Source organism: Vibrio sp. DNB22_10_4 (assembly GCF_052879755.1).
Map to the genome: position 1 here is coordinate 18,718 of NZ_JBNNXW010000014.1, position 20,496 is coordinate 39,213.

Annotated in this window: 21 protein-coding genes; 8 read left to right on the top strand and 13 right to left on the bottom strand. The window is 47.0% G+C overall.

Annotated elements, in window-relative coordinates:
* Positions 1 to 151 precede the first annotated feature (151 nt).
* Positions 152 to 931: a nucleotidyltransferase domain-containing protein gene (locus ACVA6Q_RS20915; protein WP_446648833.1), complete on the bottom strand. Its 780-nt coding sequence runs from the start codon at positions 929 to 931 to the stop codon at positions 152 to 154.
* Positions 932 to 1,091: 160 nt separating this feature from the next.
* On the opposite strand from ACVA6Q_RS20915, the gene efpL reads away from it, so the two are divergent.
* Positions 1,092 to 1,658, top strand: a complete 567-nt coding sequence (efpL, locus tag ACVA6Q_RS20920; protein WP_042499378.1) for an elongation factor P-like protein EfpL — start codon at positions 1,092 to 1,094, stop codon at positions 1,656 to 1,658.
* 3 nt (positions 1,659 to 1,661) lie between these two features.
* Positions 1,662 to 1,979, top strand: coding sequence for an HI1450 family dsDNA-mimic protein (locus tag ACVA6Q_RS20925; protein WP_338164042.1), 318 nt, complete (start codon positions 1,662 to 1,664; stop codon positions 1,977 to 1,979).
* 67 nt (positions 1,980 to 2,046) lie between these two features.
* On the opposite strand, the gene ACVA6Q_RS20930 is transcribed toward ACVA6Q_RS20925, so the two are convergent.
* From ACVA6Q_RS20930 to ACVA6Q_RS20940, 3 genes are all read right to left on the bottom strand, one after another.
* Positions 2,047 to 2,580 (bottom strand): phosphatase PAP2 family protein, encoded by a 534-nt coding sequence (locus tag ACVA6Q_RS20930; protein ID WP_353498397.1) that lies wholly within the window; start codon positions 2,578 to 2,580, stop codon positions 2,047 to 2,049.
* 101 nt (positions 2,581 to 2,681) lie between these two features.
* On the bottom strand, positions 2,682 to 3,068 hold the full coding sequence (locus tag ACVA6Q_RS20935; protein ID WP_042499372.1) for a DUF2750 domain-containing protein: 387 nt from the start codon (positions 3,066 to 3,068) through the stop codon (positions 2,682 to 2,684).
* 130 nt (positions 3,069 to 3,198) lie between these two features.
* Positions 3,199 to 4,104: a manganese-dependent inorganic pyrophosphatase gene (locus tag ACVA6Q_RS20940; RefSeq protein ID WP_446648834.1), complete on the bottom strand. Its 906-nt coding sequence runs from the start codon at positions 4,102 to 4,104 to the stop codon at positions 3,199 to 3,201.
* Between the two features lie 229 nt (positions 4,105 to 4,333).
* Between ACVA6Q_RS20940 and ACVA6Q_RS20945 the strand changes: the two genes are divergently transcribed.
* Positions 4,334 to 5,554 carry a putative manganese transporter gene (locus tag ACVA6Q_RS20945; protein WP_446648835.1) on the top strand — a complete coding sequence of 407 codons (1,221 nt, stop codon included), beginning with the start codon at positions 4,334 to 4,336 and terminating at the stop codon, positions 5,552 to 5,554.
* 9 nt (positions 5,555 to 5,563) lie between these two features.
* On the opposite strand, the gene ACVA6Q_RS20950 is transcribed toward ACVA6Q_RS20945, so the two are convergent.
* From ACVA6Q_RS20950 to torE, 4 genes are all read right to left on the bottom strand, one after another.
* Positions 5,564 to 7,318 (bottom strand): glycoside hydrolase family 36 protein, encoded by a 1,755-nt coding sequence (locus ACVA6Q_RS20950; RefSeq protein WP_446648836.1) that lies wholly within the window; start codon positions 7,316 to 7,318, stop codon positions 5,564 to 5,566.
* A 103-nt stretch (positions 7,319 to 7,421) separates the two neighbouring features.
* Positions 7,422 to 9,884 (bottom strand): trimethylamine-N-oxide reductase TorA, encoded by a 2,463-nt coding sequence (gene torA, locus ACVA6Q_RS20955; RefSeq protein ID WP_446648837.1) that lies wholly within the window; start codon positions 9,882 to 9,884, stop codon positions 7,422 to 7,424.
* Between the two features lie 23 nt (positions 9,885 to 9,907).
* The gene (gene torC / locus ACVA6Q_RS20960) at positions 9,908 to 11,089 is read right to left on the bottom strand and encodes a pentaheme c-type cytochrome TorC (RefSeq protein ID WP_353498392.1); all 1,182 of its coding nucleotides are present in this window, start codon (positions 11,087 to 11,089) and stop codon (positions 9,908 to 9,910) included.
* 42 nt (positions 11,090 to 11,131) lie between these two features.
* Complete coding sequence (torE, locus tag ACVA6Q_RS20965) at positions 11,132 to 11,308, bottom strand: trimethylamine N-oxide reductase system protein TorE (RefSeq protein ID WP_042499363.1); 177 nt, start codon at positions 11,306 to 11,308, stop codon at positions 11,132 to 11,134.
* A 428-nt stretch (positions 11,309 to 11,736) separates the two neighbouring features.
* On the opposite strand from torE, the gene ACVA6Q_RS20970 reads away from it, so the two are divergent.
* Together ACVA6Q_RS20970 and ACVA6Q_RS20975 are read left to right on the top strand one after the other, a co-directional pair.
* The gene (locus tag ACVA6Q_RS20970) at positions 11,737 to 12,531 is read left to right on the top strand and encodes an ABC transporter permease (protein WP_446648838.1); all 795 of its coding nucleotides are present in this window, start codon (positions 11,737 to 11,739) and stop codon (positions 12,529 to 12,531) included.
* Positions 12,532 to 12,771: 240 nt separating this feature from the next.
* Positions 12,772 to 12,948, top strand: a complete 177-nt coding sequence (locus tag ACVA6Q_RS20975) for a hypothetical protein (protein WP_353498391.1) — start codon at positions 12,772 to 12,774, stop codon at positions 12,946 to 12,948.
* Positions 12,949 to 13,060: 112 nt separating this feature from the next.
* Here ACVA6Q_RS20975 and focA read toward each other — a convergent pair whose 3' ends face one another.
* Positions 13,061 to 13,903: a formate transporter FocA gene (gene focA, locus ACVA6Q_RS20980; protein WP_353498390.1), complete on the bottom strand. Its 843-nt coding sequence runs from the start codon at positions 13,901 to 13,903 to the stop codon at positions 13,061 to 13,063.
* A 232-nt stretch (positions 13,904 to 14,135) separates the two neighbouring features.
* Positions 14,136 to 15,317 (bottom strand): hypothetical protein, encoded by a 1,182-nt coding sequence (locus tag ACVA6Q_RS20985; protein ID WP_446648839.1) that lies wholly within the window; start codon positions 15,315 to 15,317, stop codon positions 14,136 to 14,138.
* A 260-nt stretch (positions 15,318 to 15,577) separates the two neighbouring features.
* Here ACVA6Q_RS20985 and ACVA6Q_RS20990 point away from each other — a divergent pair, with 260 nt between their 5' ends.
* Positions 15,578 to 15,811, top strand: coding sequence for a TIGR02647 family protein (locus tag ACVA6Q_RS20990; RefSeq protein ID WP_446648840.1), 234 nt, complete (start codon positions 15,578 to 15,580; stop codon positions 15,809 to 15,811).
* A 108-nt stretch (positions 15,812 to 15,919) separates the two neighbouring features.
* Here the strand turns inward: ACVA6Q_RS20990 and ACVA6Q_RS20995 are convergent, their stop codons facing one another.
* Positions 15,920 to 16,366 carry a PACE efflux transporter gene (locus ACVA6Q_RS20995; RefSeq protein ID WP_353498387.1) on the bottom strand — a complete coding sequence of 149 codons (447 nt, stop codon included), beginning with the start codon at positions 16,364 to 16,366 and terminating at the stop codon, positions 15,920 to 15,922.
* 97 nt (positions 16,367 to 16,463) lie between these two features.
* Between ACVA6Q_RS20995 and ACVA6Q_RS21000 the strand changes: the two genes are divergently transcribed.
* Both ACVA6Q_RS21000 and ACVA6Q_RS21005 read left to right on the top strand, forming a co-directional pair.
* Positions 16,464 to 17,348 (top strand): LysR family transcriptional regulator, encoded by an 885-nt coding sequence (locus tag ACVA6Q_RS21000; protein WP_446648841.1) that lies wholly within the window; start codon positions 16,464 to 16,466, stop codon positions 17,346 to 17,348.
* A gap of 1 nt (position 17,349) precedes the next feature.
* Complete coding sequence (locus tag ACVA6Q_RS21005) at positions 17,350 to 18,192, top strand: NAD-dependent epimerase/dehydratase family protein (RefSeq protein WP_353498385.1); 843 nt, start codon at positions 17,350 to 17,352, stop codon at positions 18,190 to 18,192.
* Positions 18,193 to 18,278: 86 nt separating this feature from the next.
* On the opposite strand, the gene ACVA6Q_RS21010 is transcribed toward ACVA6Q_RS21005, so the two are convergent.
* Both ACVA6Q_RS21010 and cysS read right to left on the bottom strand, forming a co-directional pair.
* A complete protein-coding gene (locus ACVA6Q_RS21010; RefSeq protein WP_353498384.1) occupies positions 18,279 to 18,857 on the bottom strand; it encodes a thymidine kinase in 579 nt (192 codons plus the stop codon).
* A gap of 61 nt (positions 18,858 to 18,918) precedes the next feature.
* Positions 18,919 to 20,301: a cysteine--tRNA ligase gene (gene cysS / locus ACVA6Q_RS21015; protein ID WP_353498383.1), complete on the bottom strand. Its 1,383-nt coding sequence runs from the start codon at positions 20,299 to 20,301 to the stop codon at positions 18,919 to 18,921.
* Between the last annotated feature and the right edge of the window lie 195 nt (positions 20,302 to 20,496).

Consider the following 20,496-nt stretch of genomic DNA (forward strand, 5'->3'; position numbering starts at 1 on the left):
AAACCTTCGACTAGCTCACGTAAATCAGGTTGGCAACGCGCTGAATAAGATTCCCTTTTTCAAGGGAATGACGGTAATTTTGGAGAGATGGTTTGAAACACCAAAAGGGGCAAAGGCGTGTTTGCTTTTTTGTCCAAATAATAGCGCTCATTCAACCAATCTTAAACTCGGTCTTCTGATACTCTTTGACAAGCCAGGGAGCGAAGTCATCCACAAGGCCAACAACTGAGCGTTTTGGTATTACCCGTCCGCCAAGCAAAATACCGAGGCGCTCAACGGTTTGCTCGCGCTGTGGGTAGAACTCGAGAAATGCCCTACCACTTTCTAGAGGATCATCTAACCAGCGCTTGGTTCTATGAAGCACCAAACCGTAGGCTGCTCTGAGTAGCTTTTTCGCTAACCTGCGCTGAGCATCGGCTTGCGACTGCGCATCTTCAGCCAAAGCAACTTCTTTTCTAAGCAAGGCAGCGCTTTGCTCGATATCCATATTCCACTGCTTGGCAATTTCCCAGCTCGGCACGTAATCACCAAAGCACTCTGACAAATCCTCACCGTACACGTTGGTGCAGCACTGCTTGAGTAAAAAACCCCAAGTAAACAAAGCCGAAAGTGACGCCACTTCACTCACTAGAGCGGTACGAATGGCCAGCCCTTTTACAAAAGGAAAGTCTTTTTGAAACCGCCAATTAATCGAGTTAAACAATGCCTTTTGGCTCGCCGAGAAAGGCGCATGAGTGACCAACACCACATCAAGGTTCGATACGTTTGGTATCGCGGTGCCATTCGCCACTGACCCATAAACATAAACGCTATGCAGGCTCTCTTTCAGTCCCGATTTTAAGCACGCTATTAGATCTTCGATGACCGGTACATAGCTTGGCTGGGGAATGGAATGGTGAATTGGTGATTGGGTTGATACTTGGGTTTGCACGTCGTTACTTGGCCGATTTGATTGTTCCCCTATTCTACGATTGCCGATTTTGGGATTCAACGTTGAATTGTCGTGCTTGAGACGTCATTCCCTTCTTGAGCAAACCTAGATTTCGAACGTATAATTGACTGTCTAAACAAAAAAACGAAGGAAATATTCCATGCCTAAGGCAAGTGAGCTTAAAAAAGGTTTTGCGATTGAGTCAAATGGCAAAACGTTGCTAATCAAAGATATCGAAGTCACCACTCCTGGTGGCCGTGGCGGCGCAAAGATCTACAAGCTACGTTGTACTGATTTGGCAACAGGCTCTAGAGTTGATGAGCGTTTCAAATCAGATGACACGCTTGAAACGGTAGAAATGAACAAGCGCAACGTGACTTTCTCTTACGTTGATGGCGATGAGTACATCTTCATGGACAACGAAGACTACAGCCAGTTCACGTTCAAGCACGATGACATCGAAGATGATCTACTGTTCATCAACGAAGACACACAAGGTGTTCAAGTTATCCTAGTGAACGGCAGTGCGGTTGGCCTTGAGCTACCATCGTCTGTTGAGCTAGTGATCGAAGAAACTGACCCTTCAATCAAAGGTGCTTCAGCGTCTGCTCGTACTAAGCCAGCTCGTCTATCAACAGGCCTGACAGTGCAAGTACCTGAGTACATCGCCCAGGGTGACCGCGTAGTGATCAACACTGCAGAACGCAAATACATGAACCGAGCGTAAGTTATGTCAGAACTGATTTCATACGATGACGTGATTGAAGCGGCATACGATATCTTCCTAGAGATGGCACCAGATAATCTGGAAGCTGCCGACGTCATCCTTTTCACTGCGCAATTTGATGACCGCGGTGCAGCGGAGATTGTTGAAACTGGCGCAGATTGGGTGGAGCACGTTGGCTTTGACGTTGATGAGAGCTATGCAGAAGTCCGCATTGGTCTTGTGAACGAAGAAAACGATGTCTTAGATGATGTGTTTGCGCGCTTGCTCGTAAGCCGTGATCCTGACAATAAGTTCTGCCATATCCTTTGGAAGCGTGACTAACGCCACCAGTAATCGCTTAAAGCCCAGCACTGCCGGGCTTTTTATTGGCTGCTATCACAGTGCAGTGTTACCAAACGTACGTCAATGACACTCCTGCCGAACGCGAGCTTGCATAAGGAATCACCTGAAGGTTTTCATCTAACTTGTCGGTGAATACCCAGCCCGTCAAGACGCCAAGGGCAGCACCCGCCGCTACGTCTCGCCAATAGTGTTTGTCCGCTTGCACGCGTCCTACCCCTACCATGGCTGCCATACCATAGGCAGGCAGACCGACTTGCCATCCTTGACGGATATAAAGGGTTGTTGCGGATGCGAAGGCGTTCGCGGTGTGATTCGAAGGGAAGCTTTTGTTGTCGCTGCCGTCTGGACGCGGCGCGTCAATGGTATGTTTGCCAATCAGACCAATCGCAGAAGCGGAACCAATACTCAGGCCAGCTTGCCAAACCCCTTCCCAATCTTTTTGATAGGCGGGCATTGCTGCGGCCAGTCCCACAAGACCATAAGCCCCAATGTCGCTGAACGTGTCCCACGCTTCTTTGTTGGAAGCATGACTAAAGGAAGTAAATACTAAACTAGAGATAAGTAAAAAAAGTCGCGACATAACAAACAGTAAGCAGAAGTAAAGGGATGATAAGTCTACCTTATGTTTGTTTTTCTGCCTACTGTGTGAAATGCCTGATTACGCTTTATTGGTGCCAGTTTTCAGCGCGTTTTACTCGCCTGTTTTTTTAACTCAAAGTCAAACTCGTCTGGGAATAGCACCACGCCTTCCTCGTTTTGATTAGGAAATACAACCACGGCAAGCTCATCGTCTTCTAAGCCATACGTCCAGCGACTGTGCCACTTGTTCAGTGAAATCGCTTCGGCTTTGCAGTTATCCCATTCGCCCGTCGCCCATTGCTCCGCAAACTCTTGATTCGGCCATACAGGCACGCAATCTTCATCTTCGGTGTTGAGCATCACGCAGCCGTGTTCGTCAGTCAGGATCCAAATTTGACGTTCTTGCACCATGGTTTTTACACTGTACTTCAGTCTCTTCTCTTCATCGTAACGAGAGATCTCATCAATTTGATGTTGTTCTAATGCCATTGCAGCGCGCCTTTTTGATTATTTGTAGCTCTAAAGGTTAAGTTTAACTTTAGAATAGCGGAATTAAAAAGCCCCAGCACCTATGACGTTAAGTCACGGTAACTAGGGCTTTGTAAGACTTAGTGAAAAGTTACACTAGCTCGTTTTGCAGCCAAGGCCAGCCTTGTTTCTTACGGCTTAGTGTATTTTCCATCATAAGCATGCCGTTTTTCTCATGCTTAACCAGTTTCTCAGCCCACTCACCTTTGGAGATTAGACGAGTTTGAGCGGTTGTGATGTCAGTTAGCATCACTGCGGCGAAAGCCAGACCTTCTTCTTCGCAGCGGCGAGTTAGGTCAGCTTCTAGTGCTTCGATCATGCCATCAACTTGCTCAAGTGTCGCAAGCTCAACCTGACCAACAACCACATCACGACCATTGAATGGGTACGCTTTAAGATCTTTTTCTACTAGTTCAGCAGCAGATAGACCTTCAATGTTTGTTTTAGCGATCAGTAGATCTTTGATGAACGCGTCTAGATCTTCAACACCAGCGATTTGTGCTAGCTCTAGAACCGCATCTTTGTCTTTTTGAGTACAAGTTGGAGATGCGAAGCCTACTGTGTCAGATAGGATTGCAGACATCATTAGAACCGCTAGTGGGCGAGTGATTTCTGCTTGCTCCATCTTGAATAGGTTAAATAGGATGGTACAAGTACAACCTACAGGCCAGATCCAAGCTTCAAGAGGGTTTACTGTCATCACATCACCTAGACGGTGGTGGTCAACAATACCTAGGATTTCTGCTTCGTTGATATCGTCTGGTGCTTGCGCTAGATCTGTGTAGTCTACTAGCCAAACTTTTTCACCAGCAACGCTTGTGCGTAGTTCTGGTTGGTCAACGCCTGCTGTTGCAAGAATGTGTTGCGTCTCACGGTTAATCTCGCCTTGACGAACTGGCGTCGCTTCAAGACCACGAGCCTTTAGAAGTTCTGCGGCAACAAGTGCACCACAAATGCTATCACTATCTGGGTTTTTATGACCGACAACTAAAATCATTTTGCTTCCTAACTAATTCTGATCATTCAGGCGAGTTCGCCTGTATTACTCTCACAGGGGCGATACTTTACCTGATTTTCTCGATTTGTCATCGGTTGATGTGCGATTAGCGGGATTCTTTCCCCTTCATAGAAGGTAAATAAAATACACAAACGCCATTGAGAATTATTATCATCAGTATATAATTGAGAATAATTCTCATTTACTATCGGTAAAAGTTATGCTTCACATGACAAACTCTACTGTCGTCAATGGCCTCAGCGTTGACCAATTCAAGCCTAAGTATAAACGCTTGATTCTCCCGATCGCTCTGACACTGTTGCTCATCACAAGCGCAACGCGTGACGTTACGATGAATGCCCTCGCGGATGCATTTTGGGCAGTATCGACGTATGTTGCTTTCACCTTAGTCATCTACCACCAAGTCGCCCGCATGATGTCAAGTCAGCACCGAATGGTGGCGCTTTACCATCAATCACCCACCTACCAGGTATTGATATCTTCAATGCTCGGCGCCCTTCCAGGCTGTGGAGGCGCCATCATCGTCACCACCCAGTTTGTTGCTGGCCGCGTGGGGTTTGGCTCTGTTGTTGCCGTACTGACTGCCACTATGGGTGATGCCGCGTTCTTATTGATAGCCAGTCAGCCAAGTGTTGGACTTGGAATGATGGCGCTTGGCGTTGTTGTCGGAGCCATCACAGGTTTAATCGTCAATCGCATTCACGCCGATGACTTCCTAAGACCTAATCCAGACAGCAAAATGAGTAATATGGTCAATAGTCTGGCAGCAAGCGTTGATTGTTGCTCGCAAAACGCAGCGAACCCTTTGCAGCACAGAGCAATCAATCTACAAGGGCTATTTTGGACTTGGCTCATCGTCCCAACCGTTGCGATTGCCTTCGCTATGTCATTTCAAGTTAACGTCAATGCGGTTTTCAGTCTCCCAGAGGGCACGATTGAATGGGTCGGTGCGGTACTCGCCGTCGTGATGATGTTTCTGTGGGCATTTACCAAAGAGATTAAGGATTATCAGAGTGCTGTAGCTGAAGATGACAAACGCCCTGCCTCACACCCAATGCAAAAAGCAGCGCAAGATACGCACTTTGTCAGCGCTTGGGTGATCGTAGCATTTCTCGCTTTCGAATTATCGATTCATTTCGCCAACATCGATATGGCGAGTTCGCTATCAGGTTACGGTGTTTACATGCCGCTGATCGGTATGCTCGTGGGCTTGCTTCCAGGTTGTGGACCACAAATACTGGTGACCAGCTTATATCTTGGCGGTGTTGTGCCAATGTCTGCACAGATATCGAATGCACTTTCTAATGATGGAGACGCTTTGTTCCCAGCAATTGCGCTGGCGCCTAAAGCAGCACTGGTAGCGACCTTTTACTCTGCGCTACCAGCGCTCATAGTAGGATATGGGTACTATTGGCTGTTTGAAGTCTAACCGCGCCCTTTACGCCACCGGCAAGTGAACGATTGATACGACCGCTCGACTACTGAGTCCTTGGTTTATAGGGACGATCTGTATCTGAGCAGGCTCTTGGTTGAGCTTCTCACCAGTCCAAAAATCGTACCAATCACTTGGAAACTCGGTAGTTAGGGTGTACTCACTGACCACATCATTGTAATGAAATAGGCTATGCAAGCGTCTTTCTTCGGACAACTTAAGCGTGGCATGATTAAGGGTCAATGAGCTAAAGACTGAAGCGCGACTGGTTTGATGCTGACGAGCGATCAGCCGTGCCAACGTTTCCTCCGCAAAAGGCGTTAGTTCAGGCAGAGGGTCACCTGAAAGCAGCAAGCCACCCGCCGCTAAAAGCACGTTACGATGAAACTCATACGCGCTGCGGTCAGCGCCTTGATTCGGAAGTGAAGTGAACGTAGCGCAATCTGGGTCAATAAGCCACAAGCGCTGATGTTGCCAACTACGATAGAACGTCTCTTTCGCGATTTGCTCAAAACGCTCTACATGTCGCTCAACATCATCGGACACTCGCATCGCATCGACTAGCCCAAGAGAAGGCCACATTGGCGCGTTACAGCCGAGTACAAGCGCATCGCCAGCCCCTTCGTTGATCGCTGCCATCCCAAGACGATAAGCTTCAATACCCGTCGCCCCTCTTTGATGACGCACGCCTTTTAGAGTGCCCCAGTAGTTTGCATCAAGTTTGAAAAGCTCTACGCCCCATTCTTCGCGCATCACTTTAACAACACGAGTTAAATGTGCTTGCACCTCTGGATGTGTCGCATCCAAAATATACCAAGGTGTGCAGCGCCAACCGCCATAGGTGATGTCTTCCGCTTTCAAAAGCTCACCAGATGGGTGTTTCAAAAACCACTCTGGATGCTGCTGGAAAATCTCTGATTCCGCTTGAGCAATAAACGGCGCTAGCCAAATGGCAGGCTTTCTGCCTTGAGCTCGGATCTCCGCAATGAGCGATTTCACTCCACCCTCGAACTTATCAGAAGGCGTTAGCCAATCTCCCATAAAAGCTTGATAGCCATCATCGAGCAATACCCACTGTAAGTCACTAAGCTGCTCTGTCATGATTTGCGTGTTGTCGATGACATTTTGTTTAGTGACTTCGGCATAGTAGGCATACCACGAACACCATCCGATTGGGCTCGACTGCGTGACACCACTTCGAGCCGGGTGATGGTTGGCAATGTGCTGAGCATACCGCTCATAGACACTTTCTAAACTGCTCCCATGGATCACAACAAGCGATTCTAGTTGATTGGTCTCCCAAAACTGTGGTTCGCTCTCTTCGCCGTCGATGTAAGCCACCACATCAATGCCGTGATGTGTCTGATCAAGCTCAAAGTAGCCGGCAAAGCGATGGCAGGATGTGAAACCGTACAATTGAAAGCCGGTTGACTGCTCCACAACTAGGTAGTTGTAAAAGCGTTTAGGTGCATCCTGCGGATAGAGCCGATAACTGGCGTTATTGTCAGGACAGCGGCCGACATCCACTAAAGCTGTCGGTGAGCCAGCCGTCTGGCAGAGCATCTGAAACCCATCACCAAGCAGTTGAGCGCCTGTTTCTACTTGGTTTTCAAAACGCAGTAACGCCGTTTGAGAAGGCAAGGCGCGCGGAAAAACGCTGCGATAGTGACACGTTAACTCAGAGCCTTCTAACTTAATCTCAATGTCGGGATTGATCGCCAAAGCATCGAGCTCTGGTAAAACAGAAATATACTCAGTCATTGTTACTCAACAATTAAATAGGTTACCTAATGAGTATATTGTCAGGTATAAAAAAACCCATCGTTTCCGATGGGTTTTGTGTACTAGTTAGCACTTACCTGCATTATACCACTTCGATCGGGCCGCCGAACGAGGTCACTGGTGGAAGTTTGCCTACAAACTTCTCAAAGTCCACCAAACAAGTGTTCGCTGACGTTGCCTGCGCAAGCTCCGACGATGGGATATCTTGCGTCAGGGTGTTTGGATCGCCATAGGTATCCAATGCGCCAATTTTCTCGTTAAGTGGACCATACCATGCGCCCTCTTCAATACGAACCACGCCTGAAGCAAAGCTGTCGGTTACAACCGCACCTGCCAGTAGTTGACCGCGGTCGTTAAATACGCGAACCACATCGCCATCTTTGATGCCTTTGGCTTTAGCATCTGTTGGGTTGATGTAAATCGGCTCGCGACCTTGTACGGTGTATGTCGCACGGAACTCTTCTGATTCACACATCTGTGAGTGCAGACGCTTGTCCGGGTGGCAAGATTGTAGCCAGTACGGGTGTTTTTCAGAGCCAGGACCGCCATGCGAACGTTCTGACTTTTCAAACCACATTGGGTGCTCTTGGCAGTGTTCGTAGTTCATGTTGCCGATAGTACGGCTCGTGATCTCGATAAAGCCAGATGGTGTACCCAATGCATTGATCTCTGGATCTTCACGGAAATCTGCGTGACGAACCCAAGGTTTACCTGTACCGAAGTCTAGGAAGCCTTTTTCCCAGAACTCAGCAAACTCTGGAAGTTCAAACTTACCTTTGTTGGCTTCTTTACAGTTGTCGTAAAGTGATTTCACCCACTCCATTTCTGTCATGCCACGCGTGTAGTCTTCAGAGCGCCCCCAACGACGAGTAAGTTCCGTCATGATTTGGAAGTCAGTCTTAGACTGGAATAGCGGGTCGACAAGCTTATGCATCGCAATCAGACCACGGCCTGAGTACGCACCGTAACCGTCAATATCGTTACGTTCCCACTGAGTACATGCTGGTAGCACGATGTCAGAGTGGCGGCACGTTGCAGTCCAAGCAAAATCAATCGCCACAACAGTATGAAGGCTGCGGAACGCTTTCTTCATGCGGTTGCGATCTTGGTGGTGATGCCAAGGGTTATTACCACTAAATACCATCATCTTGATGTCAGGCAGTGTCACAACCGAACCATTTGAGTTGATCTTCTTACCTGGCTCTAAAAGGCTGTCCACCCAACGAGCAACTGGGATTACGCGGCTGTAGCCTTTGTAATCTTGGTTAGTGTATTTAGGTGTTTGGCCTTGATCGATGTTCAACGGGAACGAGCCTGGAGCGGCAAACCCTGTTGAAGGAACACCGATACCTGAGTAGTGGTGACCATAAGACACACCGCCACCTGGTAGACCGATCTGACCAATCATTGAAGCCAGTACTGCACCCATCCAGTATGGTTGCTCACCGTGTTCTTGACGCTGAACACACCAGCCGAACAGGATTTGCGTACGACCGTTAACCAGCATACGAGCAAACTCACGGATCTTGTCGGCGGGTACACCACAAATCTCAGCAGCCCATTCAGGCGTCTTCTCCACGCGATCTTTGGTTTCACCTTGAACATACTTAATGAAATCATCAAAACCTAGGCAATACGTTTCGATGAATTTCTTATCGTATAGATCTTCGTTGTACAGCACGTGAGCCAGACCTAGCATAAAGGCTACGTCCGTTTGTGGGTTCACATACATGTGGTCGTTTTCTAGGTAACGCTGCGTTTTGTTTTTAACAGGGTCAACCGAGATAACGTTGATTTCTTTTTTAGCGACTTTCTCTTTAAGCTGCTCTAGGTATGCAAACGACTCATGCGTTTCACATGTCCAACCAACTTGAAGGTTTTTCACTGGGTCGTTTGCCCAAAGAATAATGTTGTCACTGTTCTCTAGGATAAGCTCCCAAGACGTACCCTGAGCGTAAACTTCCGTCGAGCCCAGCACGTATGGCAGGATGGTTTGACCCGCACCTGTTGAGTAGTCACCCACTTTCTTAACTGAGTAACCGTGCAGACCCATCGCACGCATCATATGGTTAGTACAGCTGTGCATTTGGCCGGTTTGACGCCAACCTGTTTGACCCGTGTGCAGAGCATATGGACCGTAGTCTTTTTGCACGCGCTCAAGTTCACGGTAGAACAAATCTAGCGCTTCATCCCAAGTCACACGCACAAAACGGTTGTTACCGCGCGTCTCAGGTGCGTACTTGTGCTTCTTCAGCCAATCAAGGCGAACCATTGGGTAACGAACACGAGATGGGCTGTAAATAATGCCTTTAATACCGTTCAACATGTCTGTTGGGTATTTATCCACTTCTAGCGGTTTGATCTCTTGAACTTTGCCGCCCCACACTCGGGCGCGAAACGCGCCCCAGTGTGAACCAGATACTTTCCAAGTGCCGTCTGTTTCTGCAGCGCTTGCCGTCGCTGACGCCAGTAGGCTCGGACCTATCAGTGTTGCTGCACTCGAACCCGCCACGCCTTTAAGGAAGCTTCTTCTTGTAATTGCCATTTTTTAACTCCAATTGACGTTTATTAGTGGTGGCCTTCAGAGTAATCTGAAGAGTGCTTCTGTAGATACTTCAGAACAAGTGCTTCTGTATCAGTGTCGAAGTTCACAAACGCGATCATACCGTCTAGCATGCCTACCCAGCCGTTTGCACTGAAGTGCGCAACGTCAGGTTGTGTATGACAAGTAGAACAGTTGGTTTGATACGCTTCACCAGCTGCGTTCCAAATTGGAGTGAAGTCAGTCACCATAGACTCTTGTTTCATCCATAGGTCAACGGCAACTTCTTCCCAAGGAAGACCCGTTAGCTCGTCTTCTTTCTTCTCGCCCACATTCACGTCAGCGCCTTGTGACACTTCACGAGAAAGAATGGCTGTTGAGATGTTCTTACCAAAGTCTTCTTGAATCACGCGGCCAAAGCCTTTCGCTTTACGCCAACCATCGATTTCAACTTTGATCATGTCACCTTTAACATCCAAGATTTCAACTTTACTTGCAGGGCTAAGTAGACCCGCTTCCGTTGAACCTGTTTCATCGGTGTAAAGTGGTAGGTGACGAATAGACACGACGCTCTGACCTTTCGAGTAAGACGTGCTGCTTGCTACTTGCTCTAGGTCACCAACAATACCACTTGCCGCTGCCATATCTTTAGGCAGGTTGTGTGCAATACCTTTATGGCAGTCTACACAGCTTTGATCACGCTCAGCCGCTGACTTCATTTGAATGCGAGCAGTCGGAGACATTTGCTCAAAGTCCATAGACTCATAGTTGTGACAGTTTTTACACTCTAGAGATTTGTTGGCAGAGAAACGATCCCATTCATGGCGCGCTAGCTCTAGACGACGCGCTTCGAATTTTTCTGGGGTATCTAAATCGCCAAAAACCTGTGCAAAGACTTCTTTTGAAGCCTGCATTTTACGTGCAATTTTATCTGTCCAGTTATGTGGAACGTGGCAATCAGGACAAGTGGCACGAACACCTGAGTGGTTTTTCCAGTGAACGGTTTCTTGAAGCTCGACGTATACATTGTCACGCATGGTGTGACAGCTGATACAGAACTCTTCTGTGTTAGTTGCTTCAAGCGCGGTGTTAAAACCACCCCAGAAAACCACACCAGCAACGAAACCACCCGCGGTTAGCACACCAAGGCTGATGTGAACTGCAGGGCGGCTGATGGTGCGCCAAAGTTTAATTAAAAAGGATTTCATGACTAACTCTCTTGAAACTTGTTGAACGGGTTTGGCTACAAATTAGCCATGCACGCCTGGAGGGCCGAAAACGAACATTTGGAGCATCCAAACGATAAATCCGTAGCCACCAACGATAGCCACACTCAACAGAGGGAAAAATACGGCACAGATGAAGAAAAACGACTTCCACTCCATCCCGTGCTTTTCCGCACTTTCTACTTTGTTAACATCACTCATACATTTGCCTATATTGTATGTTGTCCAGTCCACGAGTATTCCACGAAGGACACTCAATTATTTAAAACATCTATGGGAAAATGCTAAACCATACTAGGAGTAAGGTTCAATCAATTCCGTCCTCTCATCCCTTGTTAATCAACAGTTTTTTGAGTTCATCCCGAGTTGTATTTAATTAAAGATTGATGTGTAAAGTTATGAACAGATATGACAGATTAATACTGTTGCCCACATGTAAATATAGCTACATAACCACAACAATTACACATTCTTACCAATAACTCCACCAGCTTTTTTAGCCTGTCTCCCTCCCCAATAGCACGTAGTTTGTTGTTTTTTTGTTACTCCAGGCGTATTTAAACCACGTGAATGATGAGGCCAATTTGGGTACACTTTTGACACTAACTTCCCCAGATACAGAGCATGACATGCAGCAAGTTATTGATATCAGTTGGTGGCAGATCGCGCTATTCGCTACCACCTTGCTCATCCCCTACGCCATCAACAACTACTACAAGCTAGAAATAGGAAAAGATGCCACTGTTGGGCTTATTCGAATGGCAATCCAGTTAGCTCTGGTGGGGCTCTATCTTGAATATTTGTTTTACTTAGATAGCTTTGTCGTCAACTTGGTGTGGTTGCTGGTGATGATTATCGTCGGTGCTAACGCGATAGCCGCAAAGTCAAAACTACCAAAACGGCCGGTTGTCAGCTTTTTGGTATTTGCACTGTGTATTGGGCTTTTCCCAATTCTGGCATTGCTTTGCCTTGTCACTGTACAACCAGACCCATTCTATAGCGCGCAATACGCGATACCTTTATCCGGCATGCTGCTTGGTAATAGCTTAGGAGGGAACATTGTTGCGCTTCAGAACTTCTACAGCGCGTTAGAAAACCGTTGGAGCGAGTATCAAGCCTCCATCGCACTTGGGGCGCCGATTTCTATCGCCACATTGCCTTTTGTCCGAGTTTCGCTTCAGAAATCCCTAGCGCCTATTCTGGCTACAATGGCCACAACTGGACTGGTCTCACTGCCAGGGATGATGACTGGTCAAATTTTAGGCGGTGCGAGTCCGGTCGTAGCTGTGAAGTATCAGCTGGTCATTATGGTGGCTATTTGGGTCATGATGAGTATTTCTATCGTCGTCTGCTTAAACCTTGTGGTCTATCGAGGATTCGATGCCTCTGGGAAGCCAAAAATTCGTCCCCAAACAAGTGGCTAATTCAGCACTTTTCGCGGTTACTCACTAAGTTTGAACCAGGTTATCCACAGGATATGTGGATAACCAAGTCTCTGAAGTTACGCTATTTATCAATATACATGCCTGTAAACGGCCAAAAGATCCCCAGCGTCATGTTCTTGTCATCAATTATGGTTAATTTATCAGCAAAACAAGGGGCAAATAGCGAAGTTGCCTCGTCGCACAGGATTCTGAAAGCTAAGCAACTCAAGGATGACAAAGATGTTGGATGAATTATGTACAAGGCCGAGTCAAGACGATGTCGCTCGCAATTGGCTTATCGACACACCCGACGCACTCAATGATGCCGATGATCATGGCTATGGCCTCTCTTCACCTTTCAACCTCTCAAAAGGTTGGCTTGCACAGGATGGCTCACTAATAACTGACAGGCATTAAAAAAGGGCGTAGACGCCCTTTTTGCTCTGTATCCAACTGCTTTCTGCATACAACTACTTTCTACATAGAACTGGGCATCTGTTGGATCGTAGTGGATCTAATCGCAGTGAATTTAGTCGCGTAAGTAGATCAACCAATACAACATGCCAACAAACACGCCACCGCCGATGATGTTACCTAACGTCACTGGGATTAGGTTATTCACAACAAACGTCATTAGGTTTAGATCCGCAAACTCTGCCGGTGTCGCACCTATGGCTTGCCAAAACTCAGGTGATGCGAGATTTTTGATGCCAATCGCCATCGGTACTTGAAACATGTTCGCTATGCAGTGTTCAAAACCTGCTGAGACAAACATCGCCACCGGCAATACCATCACGATGATCTTATCAGTCAAAGTACGACCACTAAACGTCATCCATACCGCAACACAGACCAATACGTTACACATGATGCCAAGTGCTACCGCTTGCCAAAAATCGTGATGAAGCTTGTGCTGGGCAATATGCATGGTGTTAAGGCCTACCTGACCGCCATCAAACATGTATTGCTTTGCCGTCAACATAATACCTACAAGGAACAATGCACCTAGCATGTTGCCAACGTAAACCACCATCCAGTTTTTAAACAGGGCACGCCAGGTAATTTTGCCACTCGCTCTTGCCACAAGGGTCAACACGGAGCTGGTAAACAGTTCACCACCGGTAATAATGACCAGAACCAAACCCAAACTGAACGCCAGGCCACCAAGAAAACGAGTCAGTCCCCAGGGTAGGTCTCCGGCTCCTGTCGTGATGGTGGTGTAAAAAATAAACGCAATACCAATGTGCAGACCTGCCGTGATTGCTAACAGGAAAGACTTCATCGGATCTTTTGTCGCTTTACCTACGCCAGCTTCTGCTGCACGCTCTGCCATTTGTGGTGGCAACAGCGCATCAAATTGATTGATTTCCATTTTTCTCTTACATATTTTGTGACAATTAAAACGGGCGCGGATAATCACTCCAATCCATCAATAAAGCAAGATTTATTTGGCGGTAAAATGTTATTTACCAAATATGGTGGTTAGGACAAATAGGCGCGTAGGAAAAAGCGGCGCTCAATCATTGAGTTAATGAAGCGAGCGCTTGGAGATAAGATTGGGAGTTAGAAACAAAAAACGCCGCAATCGCGGCGTTTTGGAAAGCTTACTCAGCTTGTTCCTGAAGGGCGCTGACCAGCTTTTTCAACGTCTCTATTTCAGCTCTATTTTGCGCGGCAACATCTTGGGCTACCTGCGCCTCATCAGGAGAGACAACACTGTCACTGCGCTTCTGAAGCAATGTAATTTGCTGTTTCAGCAATGCATTTTCCTTCTTGAGCGCTCGGGTGTTGTCAGCCGCCTTCAAGCGCTCCACATCATGAGCAATGCGACTCGACTGCGCTGATAACGACTGATCACGATAGTCATTGCCTTTCGCGGCAGAGGAAATGTGGTGCATTCGAGATTCTGCCTCAAGCACAAACGGCTCAAACTGAGACTTCTCTACATTGATAAGTTTCGTCACTTCTTGCACAACAGACTCTAAACGTCGAAATTGAAAATCGATTCGTTCCACTTGTTCATCAATCTCGACAAACGCGCGTGGTGATTGTGTGACAAACTCAGACAGTTCCTGAATGCCCTGCTCCACATAACCAAAACTCACCGGCGCCAAAACGTTGTAACGAGCACTCGCTAATGTCGCAAGCTTTTGCTCTAGTGGTTTCACGTACTTCGCATCAATCACGCGTATCTCAAGGGCTTTGGCATGATCAAGAAAACGTTCTTGATAGTTCGTCGCGAGATCCACTTCCGATACCACCAAGTGCTCAAACAGGCGCTGATAGTCACGGCTTAACGTATTCATCGCATGCTTAAAGTAACGACCTGCCTCTATTTTTTGGAGGTAAGCCATTTCTGTCATAGCCGGCGCTAAAAGTTCATCTGCTTGCTTCTTCAAGCCTTGAATCGCTCGGTAGTTATACTCAACGGTATTAATGCGATCTCGAAACCCGACGGCGTATGTTTCACTGGAAAATACCGAGTGCTTGTTGTCAATTTGATTGGGATCTTTGCGGATCTCAATAAAAAGGTCATGAGCGCTCTTCCAAGACGACATCATTTCTCGGTAATTCTCTGGGGCATAGATGCGCAGCGACTCTGCACCTTCCAACGCTTTCGACCAGTACGTATACGTTGCCGTCAGCTGTTCAAATTCTTTATTCCGCGTCAACTCCAGCTCTTTGGGGCTTAAATTCGCCCTAGCATCGTTAACTGGCGGCGTACTCGCACAAGAGGCCACGCCCAAAACACACAGCAATACCACAATTAATTTGCGCGTAGACATCTACTCTCCTAATCTGGGACAACGCATCCCGTAAGCCTGCTCCCAAGCGTGCAGCAAGCAAAAACAACTCACTATATTCAAATTCAACACTAAATACATCTCGGCGCATTCTAATCGGTTATAATTCATCCACTTAGTGCGAAATTTTTACCAATTCTTACTAGAAGGCGGTGCAAGCTAACACTTTCCTCACTCGGCGATTGTCAATGTGCTGTTTCCCCACTATGTTGATGGAAGAAACGCAACCAAGAGGCAAATCTATGAAATTCACGCCTGAGCATCTCGCAGAGATGAACCTACTGCTTAAATTTGATATCAGCAGTTCGGCAACCGGTATAAAAGTGCACCATGATGCTAATGAAGATATGCAAAAAGCAGTCCAACGACTGTATGATAAAGGGCTTTGTACTCTACCGGACGGTGGATACCTGACAGATGAAGGGATTGAGACCGCTGAGCACGCGGATAAAATCCTACGCGTATTGAGCTCATAAATGTTGACTCACTGAAACTTCAAGTGGCAACGGTAATCCGTTGCCACTTCCTATTTATACTAACCACCTTAGAAACAACTCCATTCACTCAGAGTTTTTATTCTCGTTCTAACGTATTTGATAATCGGTACCAGCGTTCCACCAAGATACTAGCCGCTGATAAGGCGCCCACTTGTCATACGCCCAATTAAATGCAGCGGTAAAGAAGAAAAAGAACACTAAGAAACCAGCTTCAATCATAAGTGCTGTCCAAAGCGTCACACCCAATGCCCATGCGATAGCGGGAATCGTGAAGAAAATCAGCCCACCTTCAAAGCCCAGTGCATGCCCAACTCTTACAGCCAACGTTCTTTGCGTTCGACACCCTGGAACTAACTTGTCAAAAAGTACGTTATAGAAATAATTCCAAATAACGGTAAACACGCTCATTCCAATACCCACGGCCATCATTGACGTTGACTTCACACCCGCCAGCATCGAAGCAGCAGAAATAATGATGGTTAAAGCCGTAACTTCAAATAGCATCGCGTGAAAAATTCTTTCTTTTACATTCATATAATTACACCCTAACTTTGCTATCAGCACTAGCAATAGATGTATTATCAATTATGCTTAGTGTCATAGACAGTTAGGTAACATCAGGATAACTGATATGTTGAGTGTGGAACAAATCGAAGCCTTCATCACTACAGTGGAAACTGGGTCGTTCTCGAGTGCAGCGCGAAAATTAGGCAAGGTACAATCTGCCGTGAGTCAAAATATTATGAACCTGGAAATTGACTGTGGGGTTGAGTTGTTTGATAGAAGAGGTCGCTACCCGGTTCTTACTGAAGAGGGAGAAAAGCTGCTACCCTACGCGAGAGCCGCCATGGTCCAGCATGGTCGACTTGCCGAACGCGTCGATAGTTTGACGCAAAAGGAGATCCAACCTATCGTTCTGACCATTGACGAGGGCATTCCTTTTGGCTGGGTTACGCCTATCATTCGAGCGCTATCAGATGAGTTTCCAAGACTCGAGTTAGAGCTATTGTTTGCTTCAAGCTGTGATGCGGTCGAAATGGTACAAACCGGAAGAGCCACTTCCGCTATCATTCATGAAGATCTTTCCGTGCCCTTTTCGCTCGATTTCGAGAGTATCGGGTCACTTCAGTTCGACGTTTATGTCTCAGCGTCTCATCCGCTAGCGCAAACCGTCGCCCCTCATCTTGAGATTTTGAGCTTGCATCGCCAATTGTCGATCAGCTCTCGCAATAACAAAACAAGTAGCTTACATCATGCGTTGAGTCCAGATATTTGGTATTCGGACAGCTACCAAATGCTACTCGAGTGGTGTATTGCTGGGTTTGGCTGGACATACATACCCACTTACCTTGCAAAGTCGGCGCTTGAGCAAGGAATCATCGTCCCTGTTCCAGTAGAGTTTGAGAAGATCTCTGCCATGATTAACGTCAGTATTATTCAGCATTCAAGCAAAAGTAATGATCTTGGCCATCGCCGTTTAAGGGAATTGCTGAAACAGAACTTCAAGGAGGGTTAACATGAACCAGAATAATGTCGTCATCGTTGGTGCTGGTTGGCTTGGTTTGCCCCTAGCAAAAGCGCTCAATAACAAAAACTATCGGGTCACCGCAACACGTACCACAGAGCAAGGTGTCAGCGAGCTCGCTCACCATGGTATTGACGGCTTTGTGCTCGATTTGGCCAAGCTTACCAATGACGATAAAAAGCTCGCCACCTTAGACCACTTAAGAGGGTTGAATGCCGATACGCTGATTGGCTGCTTCCCGCCGGGCTTTCGAACAGGTGGCGGCGCACTTTACGCTTCACAATGGGATACGTTATGCCAACTTGCTAAAGATGCCGACATCAGCAAGATTATTATGGTGAGCTCAACATCTGTTTACCCGGACCGAGCAGAGTTAATGACTGAAGACATGGCTCGCCTACCGATTGCCAAAGGCCGCGACGATTTTAGCGCTAAAGCTATAATCATGTTAACGGCCGAAGAGTACGTTCGTAACTCGACACTCGACTACGCAATCGTGCGCTGCAGCGGATTATTTGGCCCAAACCGCCACCCGTCGCGCTTTGCTTCCAAGCTCAAAAGCGTCAGCGATCAAGCGACCGCCAATATGCTCCATCTTGATGATGCCATCGGCTCGATCATTTTCGCGCTTGAAAACATCAGCTCGAGTGTCGTAAATGCCACCACACCTGCATCCTGTGACAAGGTGACGTTTTACCGAGCGGCATTAAGAGCTGCGGGGTTGGACACATCGCTTAATTTAGTGAACTCAACGCCGGATAAAACCATCTCCAGCGAGAAGCTGCAAAACCTTGGTTATCATTTCAAATATCAAAGTACACTAGACGCATTGTAATCACTAGAAGCATTGTAATTACTCAGTCCAAAAAAAGAGAGCCACATAAAGTGGCTCTCTTTCATACAATAAAGCAATAACTTACATTACTTCCCAAGCGCTTCTTTGTAGTGCTGACGGCAAACAGACACATACTTATCGTTGCCACCAATAGAAACCTGGTCACCTTCTGCAATCGCGTTACCGTGCTCATCCGTTCGGATCACCATGTTCGCTTTACGGCCACAGTGACAAATCGTTTTTAGCTCAACGAGCTTGTCCGCCCATGCCAGAAGGTGTTTACTGCCTTCAAAAAGCTCACCCAAGAAGTCGGTGCGCAAACCATAGCAAAGCACAGGAATATTCAGTTTATCCACTACTTCGGTAAGTTGGTACACCTGCTGCTTGGATAAGAACTGGCACTCATCGATCAAAATACAGTGTCTTGGGGTTTCAGCATTGATCGCCGCAATCTCATCAAAAAGATTCGTCTCAGCGCGAAACAGCTGAGCTTCCGACTGCAGACCAATACGAGAGCTGACTTTACCGGCACCATAGCGATCATCCAACGCTGCGGTATAGATAAGTGGCGTCATACCACGTTCTTGATAGTTAAAAGAAGATTGAAGAAGAGTCGTCGATTTACCCGCATTCATTGCTGAGTAATAGAAGTACATCTGAGCCAAAACGTATCACCAAAATTAGAAACTAAAAAGAAGCCCTAGCAAGCTAGGGCTATCAAAACGGTTATTTACGACGCCACGTCGTGCCTTCTGAGCCATCTTCTAGGATGATACCCAGTTCGTTCAGCTTATCGCGAGCCAGATCGGCATTCGCCCAATCTTTCGATGCACGAGAGTCGTTACGAAGTTTGATCAGCGCTTCAATTTCCGCCACTTCGTCATCATCACCCGCATCGCCTTTAAGGAAAGCTTCTGGATCTTGATGCAAAATACCAATGATATCAGCCAGTTCGCGCATTAGCGCACCAAGCTGGCTCGCTTCTGCCATATCAACTGTTTTCAGACGGTTAATCTCACGCGCCATATCAAACAGCACTGAGTACGCTTCTGGAGTATTGAAGTCATCGTTCATCGCTGTCGTAAAGCGAGTCACATAGTCTTCACCGCCTGTAGGCTCTGCATTAACATCCAAACCACGTAGTGACGTGTATAGACGCTCAAGTGCTGAACGTGCTTGGTTTAGGTTATCTTCACTGTAGTTAAGTTGGCTACGGTAGTGACCAGACATTAGGAAGTAACGAACCGTTTCTGCATCGTAGTGACCAAGAACGTCTCGGATCGTAAAGAAGTTACCTAGTGACTTAGACATTTTTTCTTTATCTACCATCACCATGCCACTGTGCATCCAAGTGTTCACGTACTGGGTATCGTGAGCACAGCAAGACTGAGCAATTTCATTCTCGTGGTGTGGGAACTGAAGATCCGAACCGCCACCGTGGATATCAAAGTGGTCACCAAGAATCGATGAGTTCATTGCCGAACACTCAATGTGCCAACCAGGACGACCTGCGCCCCATGGTGATTCCCATGTAGGTTCACCTGGTTTAGACATTTTCCAAAGTACAAAATCAAGCGGACTGCGTTTTGCGCTTTCTACATCTACGCGCGCTCCTGCTTGGAGTTGATCAAGATCTTGCTTAGACAGCTTGCCGTATTCGTCAAACTTACCGACTTCGAACATCACGTCGCCATTATCAGCGACGTAGGCAAAACCGCGCTCAATGAGCTTTTCAACCAGCGCAATGATCTCTGCGATGAATTCAGTCGCGCGAGGCTCAATGTCTGGGCGCTTCATGTTCAATGCATCGAAGTCTGCGTGCATTTCGCCAATTAAGCGCTCGGTTAGCGACTCACAAGACTCACCATTTTCGTTAGCACGCTTGATGATTTTGTCATCGATATCGGTGATGTTACGTACAAATGTTAGGTCATAACCGACGTAACGAAGATAACGGGATACCACATCGAATGAAACAAAAGTACGACCGTGACCAATGTGACAGAGATCGTAAATAGTGACCCCACAGACATACATGCCGACTTTGCCTGCATGAATAGGTTTAAATTCCTCTTTTTGTCGTGTCAGTGTGTTGTATATTTTTAACATGATCTCTATCTGAACTATTACGTTTGAAATGTATCGGCGATTATAACCATAAAGCTACGTAGAATGGAGTCAATTAGCGAAGAAATCTCGGCTTTTTGCGGCAGTTTTTGCAGCTAACACTATCCATTGTATAAAAAGCGCTCCTTTTATTGCAGATATCCCGCTTTCTGCTATTGCTTGTGCAGGGAGTTAAGC